Here is a 16,238-nt window from a genome sequence, read left to right as displayed (position 1 = left end):
CCGGCCCTGGCAAGCTGGCGGCTTTCCGTCCGTCCGAGACTGGAGGCCGCCATGGGCAAGCCAGAGATCCTGACCGTGACGATGCGCGAACTGGACCGACTCAAGGTGATACAGGCCGTGGTGGAGCACGGCCTGGCGGTCTGGCGCGCCGCCGAGAAGCTGGGCTTGTCGCGCCGGCAGGTGGAGCGCTTGGCGCAGCGGTACCGGGCGGATGGGCCGAGCGGCCTCGCTTCGCGCAAGCGCGGCCGCCCCGGCAACCGCCAGTTGCCGCCTGGCCTGGAGTCTCGCGTGCGCGGACTGATCCGTGACAGCTACGCCGACTTCGGCCCAACTCTGGCCGCCGAGAAACTGCGGGAGCGTCATGGCATCGACCTGGCCAAGGAAACGGTGCGCCGGATCATGGTCGACGCGGGCTTCTGGGTGCCGCGCAGGCAGCGCCCGCCCAAGGTCCACCAGCCGCGCAATCGGCGGGCGTGCCTGGGCGAGCTGGTCCAGATCGACGGCAGCGACCACCACTGGTTCGAAGACCGCGCGCCGGCGTGCACGCTGCTGGTCTATGTCGACGACGCCACCGGCCGACTGATGCAACTGCTGTTCGTGCCGACCGAGTCGACCCCCGCCTATTTCACCGCCACCCGGGCCTACCTCGAGCGGCACGGCAAGCCGCAGGCGTTCTATTCGGACAAGTTCAGCGTGTTCCGGGTCAGCGCTAAGGCCAACGCCGAAGGCCGAGGCTATACGCAGTTCGGACGGGCGTTGTTCGAGCTGAATATCGACAGCCTGTGCGCCAATTCCAGCCAGGCCAAGGGCCGCGTCGAACGGATGAACGGCACGCTGCAGGACCGCCTGGTCAAGGAGCTGCGGTTGCGCGGCATCAGCTCGATGGACGCCGGCAACGCCTATGCGCCGACGCTTATCGCGGACTTCAACGCGCGCTTTGCCAAGGTGCCAAAGAGCGATTTCAACGCGCACCGGCCGCTGCGTGGCGACGAGGATCTGGAAGGAATCTTCAGCTGGCGCGAGTGGCGCAAGGTGTCGGCCAGCCTCACGCTGCAATACGACAAGGTGATGTACCTGCTGGAGGACCGGCCCGAGCACCGCCCCCCGATCCATCGCTACACCGAAGTGGCCGACTATCCTGACGGGCACGTGGAACTGTGGGCCGATGGTGCTTCCCTGCCCTACACCACCTACCACCGGCTCTCGGAGACCGACCAGGGGGCCATCGTGGAGAACAAGCGGCTGGGGCACGTGCTGGATATCGCCGCCCAGGTGCAGGCGCTGCGCGACGACCGGCATCAGGCCGGCCCGTCGCGCACGCTGCAGGGCGAGCCACCGCGGCCGCAGCACCCGCCGGGGCACGTGAAGCGTCAGCGCCTGATTTCCCGGATGGGCCTGGAGCGGGCTATCAACGGCGCCCTTGCCCTGGTTAGCCGCTTGCGACCCGATAGCGGACGCCGGGCGAGCTCGATGCGGCGGCAACCGACCCGTAGCGGTCACCCGAAGTCTGTTTGCGAACGACTGCTGCACGGCGATAGCGGTCTCCCCCATAGCGGCTCTCCTATAAAATTACCCGCGAGCCGCTGCCGGCGAAGTCTGGCACTCGCCCGTGACTGCTTTCTGATATGGGCTCCTCGACCAACTTGCATGATGCGGCTGGCTCTCGGATCTACGATTGGCGAACAGGCCCCATATAATTTCGACGCGGGCTGCTGGATCAGAGTAGTGACTGCTGACATCACTTAGAGAACCAACCTATGAACGAAGCCTGGATTCTTCAAGCCTCTGAAATTCGGCGTCCGTTCTCGCGGGCGACCTGGGTTCCCCTTCGTGCGTCGCTCAATGACGAGAAGGGCAACGTGACGGAAGTGGGTTATGTCAGCGACGTATTCGCTTGCGGCTCCGTTGCTTTTCCCAAGCAACATCACGAGCTAGCCGAGCGTTTGAGTTGGAGCGACATCGGCATCGGGCACACCGTGGCACCGTATGCATACTCGGACGGCCATTACTCGCCGATCGACGAGTATCAGTACAACGACAAGGAGCCCGTTGGGGTCAACCTCGTTTTCGAGCATCCGCAGCCCGTGGTCGGTGGCCGGCAGTGGATCCTGAATCCGGACCTGCTGGTCGCGCTTCGCCTGATTAAGGAGGGGCAGAACTGGGTCAGGCCGGAAGAGGACTTTGTCGTGGTCGCCAGGGAGACGGTGGGCAGCGATGGCAGCCATCGCCTGATAGAGATCAAGCGCGAATTCCTGATGGACTATCTGGCTGCGCGGGGTCTGTCCCTTCGTCTGTCCTATTACCGCCAGCGCGTCGAGAACGTGGTCGACCTCAAGGACAGCCCCTATGCCGGTCTGAACGAGATCCAGGAGCAGCGTGAAGGTGGAAGGTACGAGCTGCGCATCAAGGAACTGAACGCCGTGTTCGGCGGGAGCTGGGCGTCGCTTCGTATGTGGCGTACCGACGTCGACGAAGAGGAAGACGCTCCGGTCATGGGGCCTGAGACGAACGATAACACCGCCTCAGAGAGCGCCAGGGGTCATCGGAGCGGCTACCCCGGCGTGCGTGTCGAAGGCGAGTTCTGGCGAGATGAGTGGATCGAGCATCAGGAAAAGAGCACACGTGTGCGCGGGGACGAGGATCAGGATCTGCCGTACTTCATCGCCGACACTGACGGCTCGCGCAAGTTCTCGGCCGAGCTCAACAACGAAGACATCGGACGGTGGCTCTGGTTCCGCCCATCCGTGGTTAACGAGATTCTGAGCCATCGAGGCTTCTCCCTGGAGTGGTACACGGCTGAAACCGGCGCAATCAAATCCACTTCGGGGTATTCGACCCATTTCGGTATCAACGCCTCGGAACTCATCACCGTCTACGCTTACGACATTGCCAAGCTGCCCGCCTGGGAGCAGTTCCTCTGGGCTGCGAACAACGTTGCGCCGGAGGGTAAAGTCAGTGCAGAGCTCCTCGCCTCACAGGTCAAGGCGCAGCCAGCGGACACCAATGCCGTGGAGAAGATGCTGTTTGGGTGCATGCGGTTACTGGAAGCGGACTTCCGCAAGACATTCGGTGTGTCGCTGTTTTCACATGAGATTGACGATGTGGCGTCGATGCAGCACGTTTCTCGCTTCTCGAGCAAGGACCAGGCGTCGCTCTTGCGGCTGGCCAAGGAGCTCATTCGCGTCTTCTCCGACCGACTCGACGTGCGCTCTCTTCGAAAGCTGTCCAACCACCCCGACAAGGAGAAGCTGGGTTCTAACAAGTTGCTGCAGAGCATCCTGGCACAGAAGGCCGGGGAGGCGCGCGCACGCGAGGTCTTCGCTGCCATCGCTGGGGCCTACGACATGCGCCTTGGCGACGCACACCCGACGAGCTCGACGATCGACGAAGCCCTCAAGCTAGCCGGCATCGACACTGCGGCGTCGTATCTGCGGCAAGGCGAGCAGTTGATCTGCAACTTCGGCCACGCCGTTTGGTGCACAGGGAGTCTGCTTTTCGGAGGTCATGAGTAGAGCGGGAGAAAAGTAAAGCCGTTCGCTGTCGGACGCGGTCGGTTGGCGGATCGACGATGAGCGGCTGCAACCAACCTGAAGCAGTCGTTTGCGGAAATGCTTTCAAGGACTGCCTCTGGCCGAAGCCGGCCGGTCGCCACCGATCGGAGCAAAGCGTCCCTGCCCGCTTGGCCGAGGCGCGACAGCTTGCCGAGCGCGTCCGAGCGATAGCCCCGGCTCGATCGCGCGGCCCAGCGGTACCACACAATCATGCGGACAGTTGAACTTGGCCCACCGCGCGGCCACCGACCCAGCCTGCGCGCGACTCAGTCGCATCAGGCCGGCCCCACCGCCCCTCAGCAACGCCGCCAGATGCGAAAGCTGGATCGGTGCAAGGTCATCGAGGCCGTAGTGCAGGACGGCCTGATCGCCGGGCGCGCCGCCGAGTGGCAGGGGATCTCGAAGCGCCAGGTCGAGCGAGTGGCGCAATGCTACCAGGAGGACGGCCCGCGCGGCCTCGTATCGCGCAAATGGGGCCAAACTGGCAAGCGCCAGTTTGGCCCCAGGCCTGGAGTCGCTCGCGTAGCCTGATCCGCGACAGTTACGCCGACTTCGGCCCGACCCTGGCGGCCGAGAAGCTACGTGAGCGCCAAGGGATTGAGATTTCGTCCTTGACCGCGTCGGCTCAACGTTCGGAGTCAATATTGAACCAAGGCCGAAGATATCCGACAAGCCGGTCCTCGGCAAAGAAGCGCTCCGCGACAGCATTGTCAGGAAACTCGTCACACCAGGAAAAGCCGACGTGCTCGCTGATTAGCTTCAGCGGTTTCTGTTCCTGTGGAAAGATGTGTTCGATGCCAAATCGAAGCTGACACGACGTAGTCCGAGGCTTCGCTTTGAAGTTGCCCTCGAGCGGTTGGTGTGCACGTTCAGCGGTACCAGGTAACAAGTGCTGCCTGAAGCGAGTCTTCAGGTCGGTCGACTTTCCCACGTATAAGCACGGGTAAGGGGCGGCGCTCGGCCACCAGTCGTGATAGTGAACATCTACATCCACTCCTCCAGGGCCTTTCAAAACAATGTGTCGGTTCGCGCCCATTAGGTGCTTCTTTTCGCCAACCCACCAAAACGCATAGACCCCCGGACTAGCAGGTACGCAATTGACGTCCCCAACGCGTAGGTCCTTTACGCTATGAACCGACGAGGCATCGAGCATAGCCGCACTCAAGGACTGCCATGCGATCTGCACGTCGCCGGAGCGATTCCGATCATTCATTGCATTTGAATTTCTAGGTTGAAAAAACTAGGCTGAGCAGATACGCCGATGCTATTTCTGACTCTTCAGCCCGGGGGCGCCACCTTGCCAAGCGGTGATCATGATATCGACCTTGCGCTTCTGCTTGTCGGACCTTGTTCGAGGATAGGACTCCGCAAACTTCCGCAAAGTTCGCATACCGCCAAATCGCCCGTCCTGCTGCTCTTCACGTAAACTCTCGACCATTTTCCGGCGGTCCGATTTGGCAGCAACCGTTGCCCGCTTCTTTTTCGACGAGTTTTGACGCTTCGGCTTTGCGACCGGCCGTGCAACCGCTTGCGAACTCTCTTGTGTGGCACTGTGGGGTCGTTTTCCCCCCGAACCATGCGTCCCTGCTACTTTGTGGCCACGGGGCAGCTCCAGGCGCTTGCGTCGTGGCTTCACGGTTATGACGACAGTATGTGGGCTCTTGTTGACAGGCATCTCGCTCTAAGGTCGATTCTCGCAGGTGAAGCACCCGTTTGTCGGGCAAAACCCAAAGATGACTTCTAAATGCTGTGCTGTGCTGTGCTGTGCTGTGCTGTGCTGTGCTGTGCTAACAGTATGTGCAATCTGGACGAGCATGTCGAGAGGCGGCGGCATGGCCGGTCAGCGTCTGATTGATCTCAAGATCCGCTACGCCTGCGCCAATCGGCAGGAGCCGGCCCGTAACGGCGGCCCTCCGAAGCGCGACGCGAGGCCGGCTGTCGGCGTCATTTCAGCCCCCCGAGGAGCTCCGGTTGCGGGGGAAATATCCTGCCATCGCTTACGTGCAGAACGCCCCCCCTAAGAGCGGGGTGATCTGATCAGCTTTTGAGCCGACAATACTGAAGGGACGAAATTGAAGATGTTTAATCAGGATAGGCGCGATGAAATCCAAACAGTTTCAGGAAGGAAGATGCTACGTGAGTGCGTACCGCCAGAACCACTTCCGCCGCGTTGAGTTCGTTGCCGTGTCGCAAGGTCGGCCGGGAGGTAATGGCGTCGCATGGAGCACCGGCGGCTTCCAAGTCGAGCGGGCCAATGGGGACCGCAGCGGGCCTACTCACGGCGAATAACGGAGACGCGGAATGCACAGGCCGGCCGGACTTCTGGTCGAGATAAAGGGCAACGGTACGCTTGGCCGTGAGGAGGCCATGATGGCTGGGCTGGCGGGGAGGTGCGGCATTGCAGTTGTGCGAGGCTCGGCAAGTCAGGTGGAGCGAAAGCGGGTGGTGTTGGGCGATGGCGTGGTGGCAGTCGGCTCGGTGGCGTTCGTCAAGCACGCATTGCGCCAGATTGGAAAGGATTTGCCAGCCTACACGCCCTACCCTGCCCAGCTCGCTGATCTTCTGTACCGCCAGGTGCGAAAGCTGTCTTCATTGAACGAAGCCCGCGAACTATTGGCATCTGGCCGTCGGCCGTTCATCAAGCCTGCGGACGGGTTGAAGCGATTCACCGGGTTCGTAGCCGAGTTTGAGGACGACTTCCGATTCAACGGAATTTCTGGGAAGAAGCCAGTATGGATTTCTGACCCGGTTCGGTTCGTCAGCGAATGGAGGGGCTATGTTGCCGAGGGAGAAGTCTTAGATGTGCGGTTCGCTGACAACGGCGGTGATCGTAGCGCCCAGCCGGATCATATTGTGATTGGGAACGCGGTACGCGCTCTCGGAAGGGCAGGTGTTGCGCCGGCTGGCTATGTTATCGACTTTGGTGTTCTGGAGTCTGGAGACACAGCCTTGATCGAGATGAACGATGGGTTCGCGTTCGGAGCGTACGACGGGGTGTCGGCAGAGACGTACTGGAATGTAACGGTCAGCCGTTGGCAAGAGTTTGCGGGCTGACGCGCGGGGGATATCTCCGGGGTTAAATGACAGAGTGCATTGGTTTCAGGCGTAGCTTGGAAGACCGTATGCCGTCGACCTAAGGCGCTGGAGAGCGCCGACTGATGCTTCGAGTGCGAGCGGATCGCCGTGCGCGATGAGTGGTTTGGGACGGATCCGCGCGTGGCGAGGAACGCCATCACTGCGCCCGCCACTCGCTACCGCTAGCCTCGCTCCGCTCGACAACCGTCCAGAGGATTACTTGTTATGCCTGAACTAGATCAAATAGATAACGTCAGAATGCCTGACTCAGTTCGGACAATACCATACGTTAAAATGAGGGGGAACTCGTGGATTTGAAAATTGCTGATATTCAGGCTGGTGACATCTTGTTGTGCTATTCGAGCATGACTGCTGGAGAGAAAACTGCTATTGGCACGGGCTACTCGCACGTAGCGATCGCCTTGCGAGGGGAACGAGTCCTCGAGGCGACCAACGAGGGCGTGCAGATTGTCTCGGTAGGAAAGCTTCTCGAAGACTACGACCACATCGCGGTACTTAGAGAATCGGAAAATAGTCCGTTATGGGGCGAAGCAAGAGTGAGCTCTCTGGAGAAATTTGCAGATCAAGTAAAAGGGAAACGTTTTAATCAGATAGGTTTGGCAAGAGTTCCCAGTCGAAAGGACGTTTATCGAAATGACCTTATGGATCGAGTCCGTGGGTACTTTGAGGGAACGACAGCAGCAGTTTTGAGTGGCCGAGATGTTTACTTTTGCTCGGAGCTCATCACTGCGGCCTTTATTCATGTAGGGATAATTGAGCAATCAGCGGCCGTGGTTTTTACGCCTGAAACATTCTCTCCTAGCGACATCGCGAAAGACAAAATTTTTGGATTCTTTTACGGTTACGTGAAATCCAACCCCAGCTACGTTGTCCCAGATGAAGATTTTTTTAGGACAAACATATAGTTGGTTTCGTCATTCCGGTCAGAATTGTTAAGAGACTTCCTTATAGGGGATTGGACGACTGCTTGGGGTCGAGGTCGTTTGGAAACGTCTTGAATTGCACCCAAAGGGGCTGAAGATCGCTCCCAGGGGCCAATTGGCGCTGCTCGCACCCGTTTCGACGCTGTCCACGACCGGATTTGCCGAGAATTCGATAAGGCAGGCTACGCCCCGGGGGGGGACGCGCATTGGCGGGATTTGAGCAACGTTCCCTCACGGCCTCGATCCATTGCTGCCGTCCAGCAGCACTTGCCGCGAACGTCCGGTCTCCGGTGGGAACCTGCCCCGTTGAGCCCGAGAGTGCTTCAGTGCACGTTCCGCTTCGGGCCGTCACTCTGGGCCGAATGCTTTGTCTCGATCTGCATACGACCGCGATCAGCCCTCACACGAGCTACCGTCTTTCCATCGAGAAGAAATAGGAGAACAGCCATGGATGTGGACTTTTTCCTGCGCGTGCGCGTGGGGTTCATTCGCCAACTGTATGAGACCTCGGCCGCTGCATACAGGGAGCGAAAGCGTCTGATCGAGGCCGGCCAAGCACCATACGAGCCACCGTACAGCGAAGACGGTGAGCCACCTTTCCTAGTGGAATGGGAAGAAGCGGATGATTCGCTCCACGTGCTGGGCTATGCCTGTTTGTCTATGCTGTCGGACACGATGAAGGTGTTCTTGAGCACTTGGCAACGAGAGGCTCGCGTGCGGGACGATCCAAGCCTACAAAAGATCTTCCAGAAGAGGGGCTTCGTGGAGGGTTACCGCGCTCTTTTCGAGAAATCCCTCGGTATCCGTTTCGCGGACAGCGAGGTTGATCTGCGGCTTCTCGAGCAAGTCGTCATGGCGCGCAACCGCATCCAGCACCAAGAATATCTTGGGTCGAACCGCCCCAGCCATTCGCAATCGGATCTGAAGCGCTTTCACCACCCCTTCTTCGTGGACAAGCACGAGCACAGCGTTCTCGTGCGCGAAAAAAAAGGCGAGAGCATCTGGCTCATGGCGCCGCGGGTGTCCGTCACAGGGGAGCAATTGCTCTCCGTGCTCAAGGAGGTCGAGCGCTTTTCAACGTGGATGGACACGGCTATGCAGAAGGTCAGCGAGCGCCGCGCGAGGCGCCTGCACGAGAACCCGTGATGGATGACTGAAACGAAGGCCCCAGCCGGAGGCGAGGGGGGCGCGAGTAATCCTTGGCCTGATGATGAGTGGGAGAAATTTCCCAGCCACGGTCCCGTCCCTTGGATCTTCGAAGACGGGGAGCGTTGGATTGAAGTTTCCACGGACAATAGCCATTATTCCCTTATACAACTGTTCACCTAGCGAGCGCTCCCGACGTTCGCTGCCAAATCCGAAGAGAGGAATGATGGTTGCATTGCCAACGACAGCGAACGAGATGGTTTCCATTCTGATGGCCCTTGGTGCTCCGGCCGTCATCACAAAAAACAAGCATCCCGAATCGGAAGAGAACTATCGCGCTCGCGCCAGGCGGTCAGGGACCATGCTTGACGGGTATTGGAAAGGGCGGCCAACCCGGGTGTCGCCCGGGGAGGGTTTTGCTATTCACTTCGTCGAGCGCCACAAGCGACTGTGGCTTGGCGCCTACCTGGGTACGCAGGAGGGTGAAGCGCGGGACGGTGTCTATTCGCTGGTCGTCGGTCAAGCACAGTGCTTCGAGATAGAAGATCTCAATCTTGGCGATCCTCGCCAGGAAGTACTCAGGGGAATTTTGAAGCAAGACGGCGCGGTCATTTACTCGTACTTCGACCCGACCAAATTGTCACCGAAGGTCCGGAAAAGAGTCGCTCGATCTGCGGATACGCACATCGATAGACGTGATGGCCCAACTTACACTATGGCGCAGGTCAAGCTCCGGTTGCAGCAAAAGGCCTTCCGAAAGGCGGTCTTCGGGTGGCACGGGGCGCGCTGCGTTATCACCGGTTGCACCGTGGCGGAGATGCTGGAGGCGGCCCATCTGGTGGGCAGGAGCTGGCAGGGCGGCGCAAATGCCGCGCTTGACGGCATTCCGCTGCGAGCGGACATCCACCGCGCGTATGACGCTGGTCTGCTTAAGTTGGATACGCAGCATAGGATCAGCGAACTCGACGACCGCCTGCGCGAAGCGTACGGCCAGTACATGATCGTGTGATTTCCCAGGGGGGTGGCTGAGACATCCAGGCCCCAATGATCTGCGCCGGCGGGCGCATGATGTCTTCTTGTGCAACCGTATGACCCTATCGACCTGAGCGTGCTTGCGTGCGCTCAGGGCCCATCTCGGCTGCCGCGGCACCGGAAGTTTGATACCGCAGCCAAAGCGGCATCAAAAAGGGAGCCCCAGGAGGACGGCAAAAATGGCTCGCCCGCTCCACTAAATGAGTGTGTAAGCGCAAAGCATCCCGATCATCCGTACCAACCAATCCATGCCGTACTCCCGGTAAGCCGGCGCAGGGGCGTGCGCCGTACAGGTACCGAGCCAGTCTACCTGTGGAGCCGCCGGCGGCAACCTGTACGCTCTGAATTGACGCGCTGATCGGTCACGTGTCCGACGCGGAACATGCCGATGCCTACCCGCGAACCCGTGTCAGTTGCTCGTGCCGGCGAGCAAGATGGGGCCCTTCAGTGACGATCGTGGCTGCCTCTTTCGTGGTGGCGCTATCAGTCGAGGCTAGGGTGCGTGAGGCGGACGCGCGCGGAGCCATCGTCCGTAGCTGCCGCAGCGCCGGTGCTTCTGTTGCAGGCGGCGGGCCCACGTGCAAACTGGAATGGTCACGAATCACTACGGTGCTCACGTCCTCGATGGCCAAGAAGGTTTCCACGCAACTTGATCTGTTCCCGCATGTCGCCGCGGTCTACGCGGCAGCCGGCGAGCGAGTGGTCGATAACGCGGCGCTCTATCGTGCCGTCGCACGGCAGGCTGGCGTCGCCCGTGCTCAACTCGACGCAACGGTGGCGATCGGCACGGCGGGCGCCCAGCGAAGCCCGATCAAGCGGGCGATTCGTTGGCACCAACAAACTCTGAGGCAACTCGGCGTGATTGAGCGCATCGACGGGCAACGTGGCCTCTGGCAACTACGCGACAGCGCTTCGAAAAAGCTTCACCAAGCCGCGGCGGGCGTGCGGCTCGTCGCGTTCAGCACCGACTTGGGTGTTGCGATCTGGGCACGATCGCAGAGCGTATTCCCTGCGCTGGGCGAGCCCATCGCGCTTTGCGTTACGTCGCCTCCCTACCCGCTGCGCGCCGCCCGGGCCTACGGCAACCCAACCGAGAGGGAGTTCGTGGACTTCCTTTGCGTGGTCCTGGAGCCGATCGTGCGCGCCCTGGTTCCTGGCGGCAGCATCGTCCTGAACATCGGGAACGACGTGTTCCTCGAGCGTAGCCCGGCGCGGTCGATGTATGCCGAGCGGCTGCTCCTCGCCCTGCATGACTGGCTTGGTCTTCACCTCATGGACCGAGTGCCCTGGGTCAACTACAGCAAGCCGCCAGGCCCCACGTGGTGGGCGTGCGTCAACCGCGTGCAGTTGGCCAGTGCGCACGAGCTGGTGTACTGGCTCACGAACGATCCCGCGCGGGTCCGCTCCGACAATCGCCGCGTGTTGGAGCCTCACACCGAGCGACACCGGGAGCTGATCGCCGCCGGCGGCGAGCGGCGCGCCGCCTCCTACGGCGACGGCGCCTACCGGCTGCGTCCTGGCGACTTCGGTTTGCCGACGGCCGGACGAATCCCGAGGAACGTCATCGAGCGCGGCCACGTCTGCGCGGACACGCTACGGTACCGGAAGCACGCGGCCGAGCGCGGGCTGCCGGTGCATGGGGCAATGTACCCAACCGATATCCCGGACTTCTTCGTTCGTTTCTTGACCGAGCCCGGTGACCTGGTCGTCGACCCGTTCGGTGGCACCGCCCGCACGGGGCTGGCTGCCGAGCGCCTCGGACGGCGGTGGCTGGTCGTGGAATGGATGCTGCAGTACCTGCAGGGGGCAGCTGGGCTCTTCCGCGACTCGACAGGGTTCGAGCTGCATCCGGCGCTCGGGTAGCTGCGGGCTGGCGGTGGTGGCGGGGCGGCCATCCTCCGCCGCGGCAGCCGGGCGCAAAGGGGAGTGGCCACCTTGGGCGGGCCCGGCCGCATTCGAATTGTCGGCGCCCAAGGGCAGGTTGCATCGCGGGAAGTGGGGCTGACAATGAATACATGCCCACCACGACCGAATGCCCCATGGACACCACGATCGAGTCCGCCGAAGCCAGTGCCCGCCGCGCCGCTGACCAGTTCGGCCCTCCTCAAACGGTGTATCGGAACGAAACGACCGGCGGGTGGTGGCACACCCATTCGCTGGCGTTGCGCCTGCGTACCGCCGAGCTGGCGGTCACGGTGCTGCCGCGCCGCTACTTTGAGTGAGGCTGCGATGTCCGACCTCGCCTCGCTCATCTTCATGCCAAAGCCCGGACAGCTTTTCCCACTCGCGACAAGTGCCGCGGGCCAGGCTAGCCATCTCCCGGTCGTGACCACGACCGAAGTCGATGCGGCCCTCGCCCGGGATTGCGTTGTCGCCATCGGCGTCAGCGGTGGCAAAGACTCGGTCGCCTGCGCGATTGCCACGTCGCGCTACCTGGACCAGATCGGCCACGCCGGGCCCCGTGTGCTCGTGCACGCGGATCTCGGTCGCGTCGAGTGGAAGGACAGTCTGCCGGCATGCGAGCGGCTCGCGGCCGCGATTGGCTGGGAGCTGAAGGTGGTGGCGCGGCAGGCAGGCGACATGCTTGCTCGTTGGGAGGGGCGCTGGGACGCGAACGTCACGCGCTACGCCAAGCTGGAGTGCGCCAAACTCGTGCTGCCATGGAGCACCCCCGCGATGAGGTTCTGCACCAGCGAGCTGAAGACCGCGGTGATCGCGTCCGGGCTGCGAAAGTGGTACCCGGGCAAGACGATCCTCAACGTCGCCGGCATCCGGCGCCAGGAGAGCCCGGCGCGGCGCAAGATGCCAGTGTCCGCCCGCATGCAGAAGCTTTGCCGGAAGGACGCCGAGGGGGTGTCCTGGCATCCGATCATCGAGTGGAAGGTCGAGGACGTGTTTTCGACGATCGCCGGCGCCGGCCTGGAGCTGCACGAGGCCTATCGCGTCTACGGCGCGAGCCGGGTGAGTTGCGCGTTCTGCATCATGTCCTCCGGGGCTGATCTGCTGGCCGCTGCGTCCTGTGAGGAGAATCACGGGATATATCGCGCGATGGTCGAGCTCGAGGCCAGAAGCACGTTCTCCTTCCAGAGCGGGAAGTGGCTGGCAGATGCAGCTTCGCACCTGCTGTCCGATGAGCTCGCCGACCGGGTACGGCTGGCGAAGGAGGCGGCTGCGGAACGCGAGGCGCTGGAGCGACTGCTGCCGGAGCATCTACTCTATGCCGGCGGATGGCCGACAGCCGTGCCGACGTTGGCCGAGGCCGCGTTGGTCGCTAGAGTGCGGGGGCGGATCAGCGAGTTGGTCGGCATCCCGTCCGACTATCTCGATGCGGAATCGGTTCGCGCGCGCTATGCGGCTCTGGTGTCTGCCCGTTCGGCGGGCAGCAATGTCGCGGCTTCCCGGCCGAGCAACGTTGATCTGGAAGCGGTCGTCTGAAGAGGCGGCGCGTCTCCGACCACATCGCCCTTGGCCAGCGGCCGGGGCCCGACTGCACGTAGCTGTTTCAGCGAGGCTGGCTGGCCTTGTCCGGGCCAGCCGGGCACAGAAAGCGCTTTGGCCGTCGCGAGGCGTTCGGCCACCACGCCCGCATTGGCCAATCGCTCGCCCGTCTCACTCCTCGCGGGGATACGGGGTTTCGCCGCCGCGCTCGAACCACTCGTTGATCGAGTCCTTGGCCATACCGACGCTCCAGGCCTTGCCCTCGATGTGGGTGATGATCTCGTGCTCCTGACGCCGGCGCCAGGCCCAGCCACCGCCCGAGGTTATGTACCACTTCCAGTGAACGTGACCCTCGAACGCGTACGGCTCGACGTGGCACATGTAGCCGTTGCGTTGCTGGCTGAAGCCGTCAGCGGATGGCTCCCACGTCTGCGAGTGCAAGTTCCAGTCGTTGGCGATCTCTTCGAAGCGCTGGCCACCCTGCGGGAAATAGGTGTGGACCTCGGCGCGGGCCTGTTTGTCCATGCGCAGCACGCGCAGCATGTCCTCGAAGATGCTGGCGTCAACGCAGCGGAAGTCGGTTAGGTCAAAGCGAAAGCGTTGGCCGTTGTACAAGCCCAGCAGGAACGCGGCGACATGCTGACACTGGCCGGAGTTGCCCTGCGCGAGCTTGTACAGGCGCTGCAGCGAATCCAGGCCGTTGCTTTCATCCTGGGCGCGGATCTCCTGCGCGCGCTGAGCGTCGGTCGGCTCGCTCCCGAAAAACTGGTCGAGGTGCTCAATCAGCGCGTCGACCGCGGTGGCCTGCACGCGATGCTCGGTGACGTCGACAAAGCCCTCACCGACCTTTGTGACTGTGGTCTGTCGCATCATGATGATCTCTCTCAGTGGGACGGCACGGCGCCGGCCCTTGTTCTATGTTAGGCCAGCACCTAGTTCTGACCGCGTAGCTTGAGCTTGCCCGCGGTTGCCATCGCCGCGAGAGCGCGCGCCGCTACAGCTTGACCTGGTCCGCCGGGATCGCCGCCCTCACTCGCTCGCAGCGAGCGCCGTCACCCGGTAGCGGAAGACAAGAATCGTGCCGCTCATTCTAACGAAGGAATGTCGCCTAGCGGTGCCAATGGAGGTGGTCTAGCGGCGCGGCCGGCAACAATCCAGGCCATGACCGGATCTACGGCCCGGATGCTGTCCCCAGCACCCAACGGGGACGGTGCAGTATATCCGGCGCTTCACGACGTCCGAGCCGGACTCAGCACCCCCGCGCAGCTCGGTGGCTGGATACCGTGGGGCTAAGTCGCGGCGGCTAGCACGCGGTAGAGAGCTTGTCGGGAGATACCGAGCGCGGCTGCTGCAGCCTTCTTCTCGCCACCGGACTCGTTCAGCGCAGCATGCACTTCCGCAAGCGTGGGCCGACGCCTACTGGTCACGCGATGTGCCCCCAGGTAAGCATTGCTTTTCGTCGCCCGCGAGTGGCCGGCCGCCTCGACTACGCGACGCATGCCTTCCTGGTGCAGAGCGGCGTCTGGTCGCTGTCCACCCTGGATGGGAGACAACTCACCTGTGACCCGGTGGTAGAGGCCGTTCAAGTACTGGTGCCGCAGGCCGTGTGAGGTTATCTGCAGCTCCCGCTTTGTCACGCCGTGGACGCGGAGCACGTAGTCGTAGTGATGGCGCCACCGATCCAAGGTGAACTGGCTTGGAATGGTCGTTCCCGTGGTGCCGTTTGCCATTCGGCAGGCATCGGCCAGCAATTGATACTGGGCCTCGAACTCGATGGCAACGGTCCGCGCGCGCTTGGCCTTTGTGCCCTCGTCGACGAGCAATTTCCCCTCGGCAGTGATGCGGTGAGGCTTGAGGAAGAATGATTCATTCTTGCGGAGGCCGAACGCGGCCTGCAGCCTCAACTGGAGCGCGACATGGCGGTCGGTCTGCTCGATTTTCCGCAGCAGCTCGTCCACGTCGACCCCGCTGGCTTCCCACGTCTTCTCAACCTCGGCGTAGTAGACGCGCCTGTAGTCCTCGGGTCGCTCGATGTAGTCGTCGAGTCGGCCGACAAGATTGGGCTTTCCCATCCAGGTCGCGATCGTCCGGAGGTAGGTTAATTTGTTCTCCACCGTACCCGGGGATTGTTTCAGGTCGGTGACCCACTTGCGCACAAGATGGGCGATGTGTTTCTGCTTCAGGTTCCAGGGGCTCTCCAGTTTGTATCCGTCCTCGCGCAGCTCGCGGAAGCCAGCAAGAAGGTTCACGACGCGGCGATACTGCGTCTGAAACGAGACGGGGCGATCCGAGACCCGCGTTTGACTCTGCACCTTCGTTAGATGCTTGCCGGCGAGCGCGACGAACGAATCCACGAAGCGCTCGGGGAGACCGTAACGCTTGGCGATGATGGCGAATTTGACTGTCAGCATGGGGCTTCCGAACAAGCTCTCCCATGCCGAAAGGCACAGGAAGAAATGGGTACGGTAGCTGCCCGCCTCACGGGCGGCGGCCGGCACGCCCAAGTACCTGGGACGTGGTAGATCTGCTCCTCTCCTTTAGCGATCGCGCCGACTGGCCGGGTTCGGGGAGCCTCCGAAACCCAGACCATCGCAATGACGAAAGTCGTCAGTGCGCCCGCGTGCCCTATTGCTGGCCACGGGTTCTGATTTGGCAATTTGTGCAGGCTGCCACGGGCCTGTTGAAGGGGTGAGCCGCCGCAGGCTGCTTCGCTCTTGGCGAAAGCAGGTCCTGGCCGCGCGGCCGCCATGCCTGATCAAGCCATCCCGCCGCCGTGTATCGGGCTTCGTGACTTGCATCCCCGCCTCTGCAGGCGATCATGGCTACTCGTTGTGTGCTCTCGTTGGGCGTGTCCGTGTCCGCTCCCACTGTGTCTCATCCAGTGGCATTCGGCGGAACAGACCGCAAAGGCAGGCGTGATCGCGTGTCCGGGGTCCTCAGTGTTGGCAAGTAAGGGCGCGCCGAACAACAAAAATACGCCAGTCATCGTGGGAGCCGGACACATGCGTGCATGTATCCGCTTCGCCCAGGTGGACTGGCATGGGTGAAATGG

11 protein-coding genes and 1 pseudogene are annotated in these 16,238 nt (G+C 62.0%); 10 read left to right on the top strand and 2 right to left on the bottom strand.

Features of this window, described 5'->3' with window-relative positions; all coding sequences use genetic code 11:
• Positions 1–51 precede the first annotated feature (51 nt).
• The 10 genes and pseudogenes from BKK79_RS36850 to BKK79_RS36810 all read left to right on the top strand — a co-directional run.
• Positions 52–1,464: pseudogene (locus tag BKK79_RS36850) on the top strand (ISNCY family transposase); the annotation flags it as partial.
• A 293-nt stretch (positions 1,465–1,757) separates the two neighbouring features.
• On the top strand, positions 1,758–3,512 hold the full coding sequence (locus BKK79_RS36845; protein ID WP_071040651.1) for a hypothetical protein: 1,755 nt from the start codon (positions 1,758–1,760) through the stop codon (positions 3,510–3,512).
• Between the two features lie 351 nt (positions 3,513–3,863).
• Positions 3,864–4,082 (top strand): helix-turn-helix domain-containing protein, encoded by a 219-nt coding sequence (locus tag BKK79_RS36840; RefSeq protein WP_071040650.1) that lies wholly within the window; start codon positions 3,864–3,866, stop codon positions 4,080–4,082.
• 1,770 nt (positions 4,083–5,852) lie between these two features.
• Positions 5,853–6,605 (top strand): ATP-grasp domain-containing protein, encoded by a 753-nt coding sequence (locus BKK79_RS36835; protein WP_232346520.1) that lies wholly within the window; start codon positions 5,853–5,855, stop codon positions 6,603–6,605.
• A gap of 329 nt (positions 6,606–6,934) precedes the next feature.
• Positions 6,935–7,552, top strand: coding sequence for a hypothetical protein (locus tag BKK79_RS40930; RefSeq protein ID WP_157128682.1), 618 nt, complete (start codon positions 6,935–6,937; stop codon positions 7,550–7,552).
• 465 nt (positions 7,553–8,017) lie between these two features.
• Positions 8,018–8,716 (top strand): hypothetical protein, encoded by a 699-nt coding sequence (locus tag BKK79_RS36830; protein ID WP_071040649.1) that lies wholly within the window; start codon positions 8,018–8,020, stop codon positions 8,714–8,716.
• A gap of 223 nt (positions 8,717–8,939) precedes the next feature.
• On the top strand, positions 8,940–9,725 hold the full coding sequence (locus BKK79_RS36825; RefSeq protein ID WP_198173443.1) for an HNH endonuclease signature motif containing protein: 786 nt from the start codon (positions 8,940–8,942) through the stop codon (positions 9,723–9,725).
• A gap of 647 nt (positions 9,726–10,372) precedes the next feature.
• Positions 10,373–11,611, top strand: coding sequence for a DNA-methyltransferase (locus BKK79_RS36820; RefSeq protein WP_071040647.1), 1,239 nt, complete (start codon positions 10,373–10,375; stop codon positions 11,609–11,611).
• Between the two features lie 176 nt (positions 11,612–11,787).
• Positions 11,788–11,970 carry a hypothetical protein gene (locus tag BKK79_RS36815; protein WP_232346519.1) on the top strand — a complete coding sequence of 61 codons (183 nt, stop codon included), beginning with the start codon at positions 11,788–11,790 and terminating at the stop codon, positions 11,968–11,970.
• A 7-nt stretch (positions 11,971–11,977) separates the two neighbouring features.
• Complete coding sequence (locus tag BKK79_RS36810) at positions 11,978–13,183, top strand: phosphoadenosine phosphosulfate reductase domain-containing protein (protein WP_232346518.1); 1,206 nt, start codon at positions 11,978–11,980, stop codon at positions 13,181–13,183.
• 174 nt (positions 13,184–13,357) lie between these two features.
• Here the strand turns inward: BKK79_RS36810 and BKK79_RS36805 are convergent, their stop codons facing one another.
• Positions 13,358–14,059, bottom strand: coding sequence for a DUF7673 family protein (locus BKK79_RS36805; RefSeq protein ID WP_071040645.1), 702 nt, complete (start codon positions 14,057–14,059; stop codon positions 13,358–13,360).
• Positions 14,060–14,475: 416 nt separating this feature from the next.
• A complete protein-coding gene (locus tag BKK79_RS36800) occupies positions 14,476–15,597 on the bottom strand; it encodes a helix-turn-helix domain-containing protein (protein WP_071040852.1) in 1,122 nt (373 codons plus the stop codon).
• Positions 15,598–16,238: the final 641 nt, after the last annotated feature.

Source organism: Cupriavidus sp. USMAA2-4, assembly GCF_001854305.1.
Lineage (GTDB): Bacteria > Pseudomonadota > Gammaproteobacteria > Burkholderiales > Burkholderiaceae > Cupriavidus > Cupriavidus malaysiensis.
Note: the sequence above shows the minus strand (reverse complement) of the source record. Positions and strands in the feature narration are given on the sequence as shown.

What these genes read in the sequence shown, in the direction of transcription:
- BKK79_RS36845 (WP_071040651.1), top strand. Translation starts at nt 1,758, where the DNA reads ATGAACGAAGCCTGGATTCTTCAAGCCTCTGAAATTCGGCGTCCGTTC.
- BKK79_RS36840 (WP_071040650.1), top strand. Translation starts at nt 3,864, where the DNA reads ATGCGAAAGCTGGATCGGTGCAAGGTCATCGAGGCCGTAGTGCAGGAC.
- BKK79_RS36835 (WP_232346520.1), top strand. Translation starts at nt 5,853, where the DNA reads ATGCACAGGCCGGCCGGACTTCTGGTCGAGATAAAGGGCAACGGTACG.
- BKK79_RS36830 (WP_071040649.1), top strand. Translation starts at nt 8,018, where the DNA reads ATGGATGTGGACTTTTTCCTGCGCGTGCGCGTGGGGTTCATTCGCCAA.
- BKK79_RS36825 (WP_198173443.1), top strand. Translation starts at nt 8,940, where the DNA reads ATGATGGTTGCATTGCCAACGACAGCGAACGAGATGGTTTCCATTCTG.
- BKK79_RS36820 (WP_071040647.1), top strand. Translation starts at nt 10,373, where the DNA reads ATGGCCAAGAAGGTTTCCACGCAACTTGATCTGTTCCCGCATGTCGCC.
- BKK79_RS36815 (WP_232346519.1), top strand. Translation starts at nt 11,788, where the DNA reads ATGGACACCACGATCGAGTCCGCCGAAGCCAGTGCCCGCCGCGCCGCT.
- BKK79_RS36810 (WP_232346518.1), top strand. Translation starts at nt 11,978, where the DNA reads ATGTCCGACCTCGCCTCGCTCATCTTCATGCCAAAGCCCGGACAGCTT.
- BKK79_RS36805 (WP_071040645.1), bottom strand. Translation starts at nt 14,059, where the DNA reads ATGATGCGACAGACCACAGTCACAAAGGTCGGTGAGGGCTTTGTCGAC.
- BKK79_RS36800 (WP_071040852.1), bottom strand. Translation starts at nt 15,597, where the DNA reads ATGCTGACAGTCAAATTCGCCATCATCGCCAAGCGTTACGGTCTCCCC.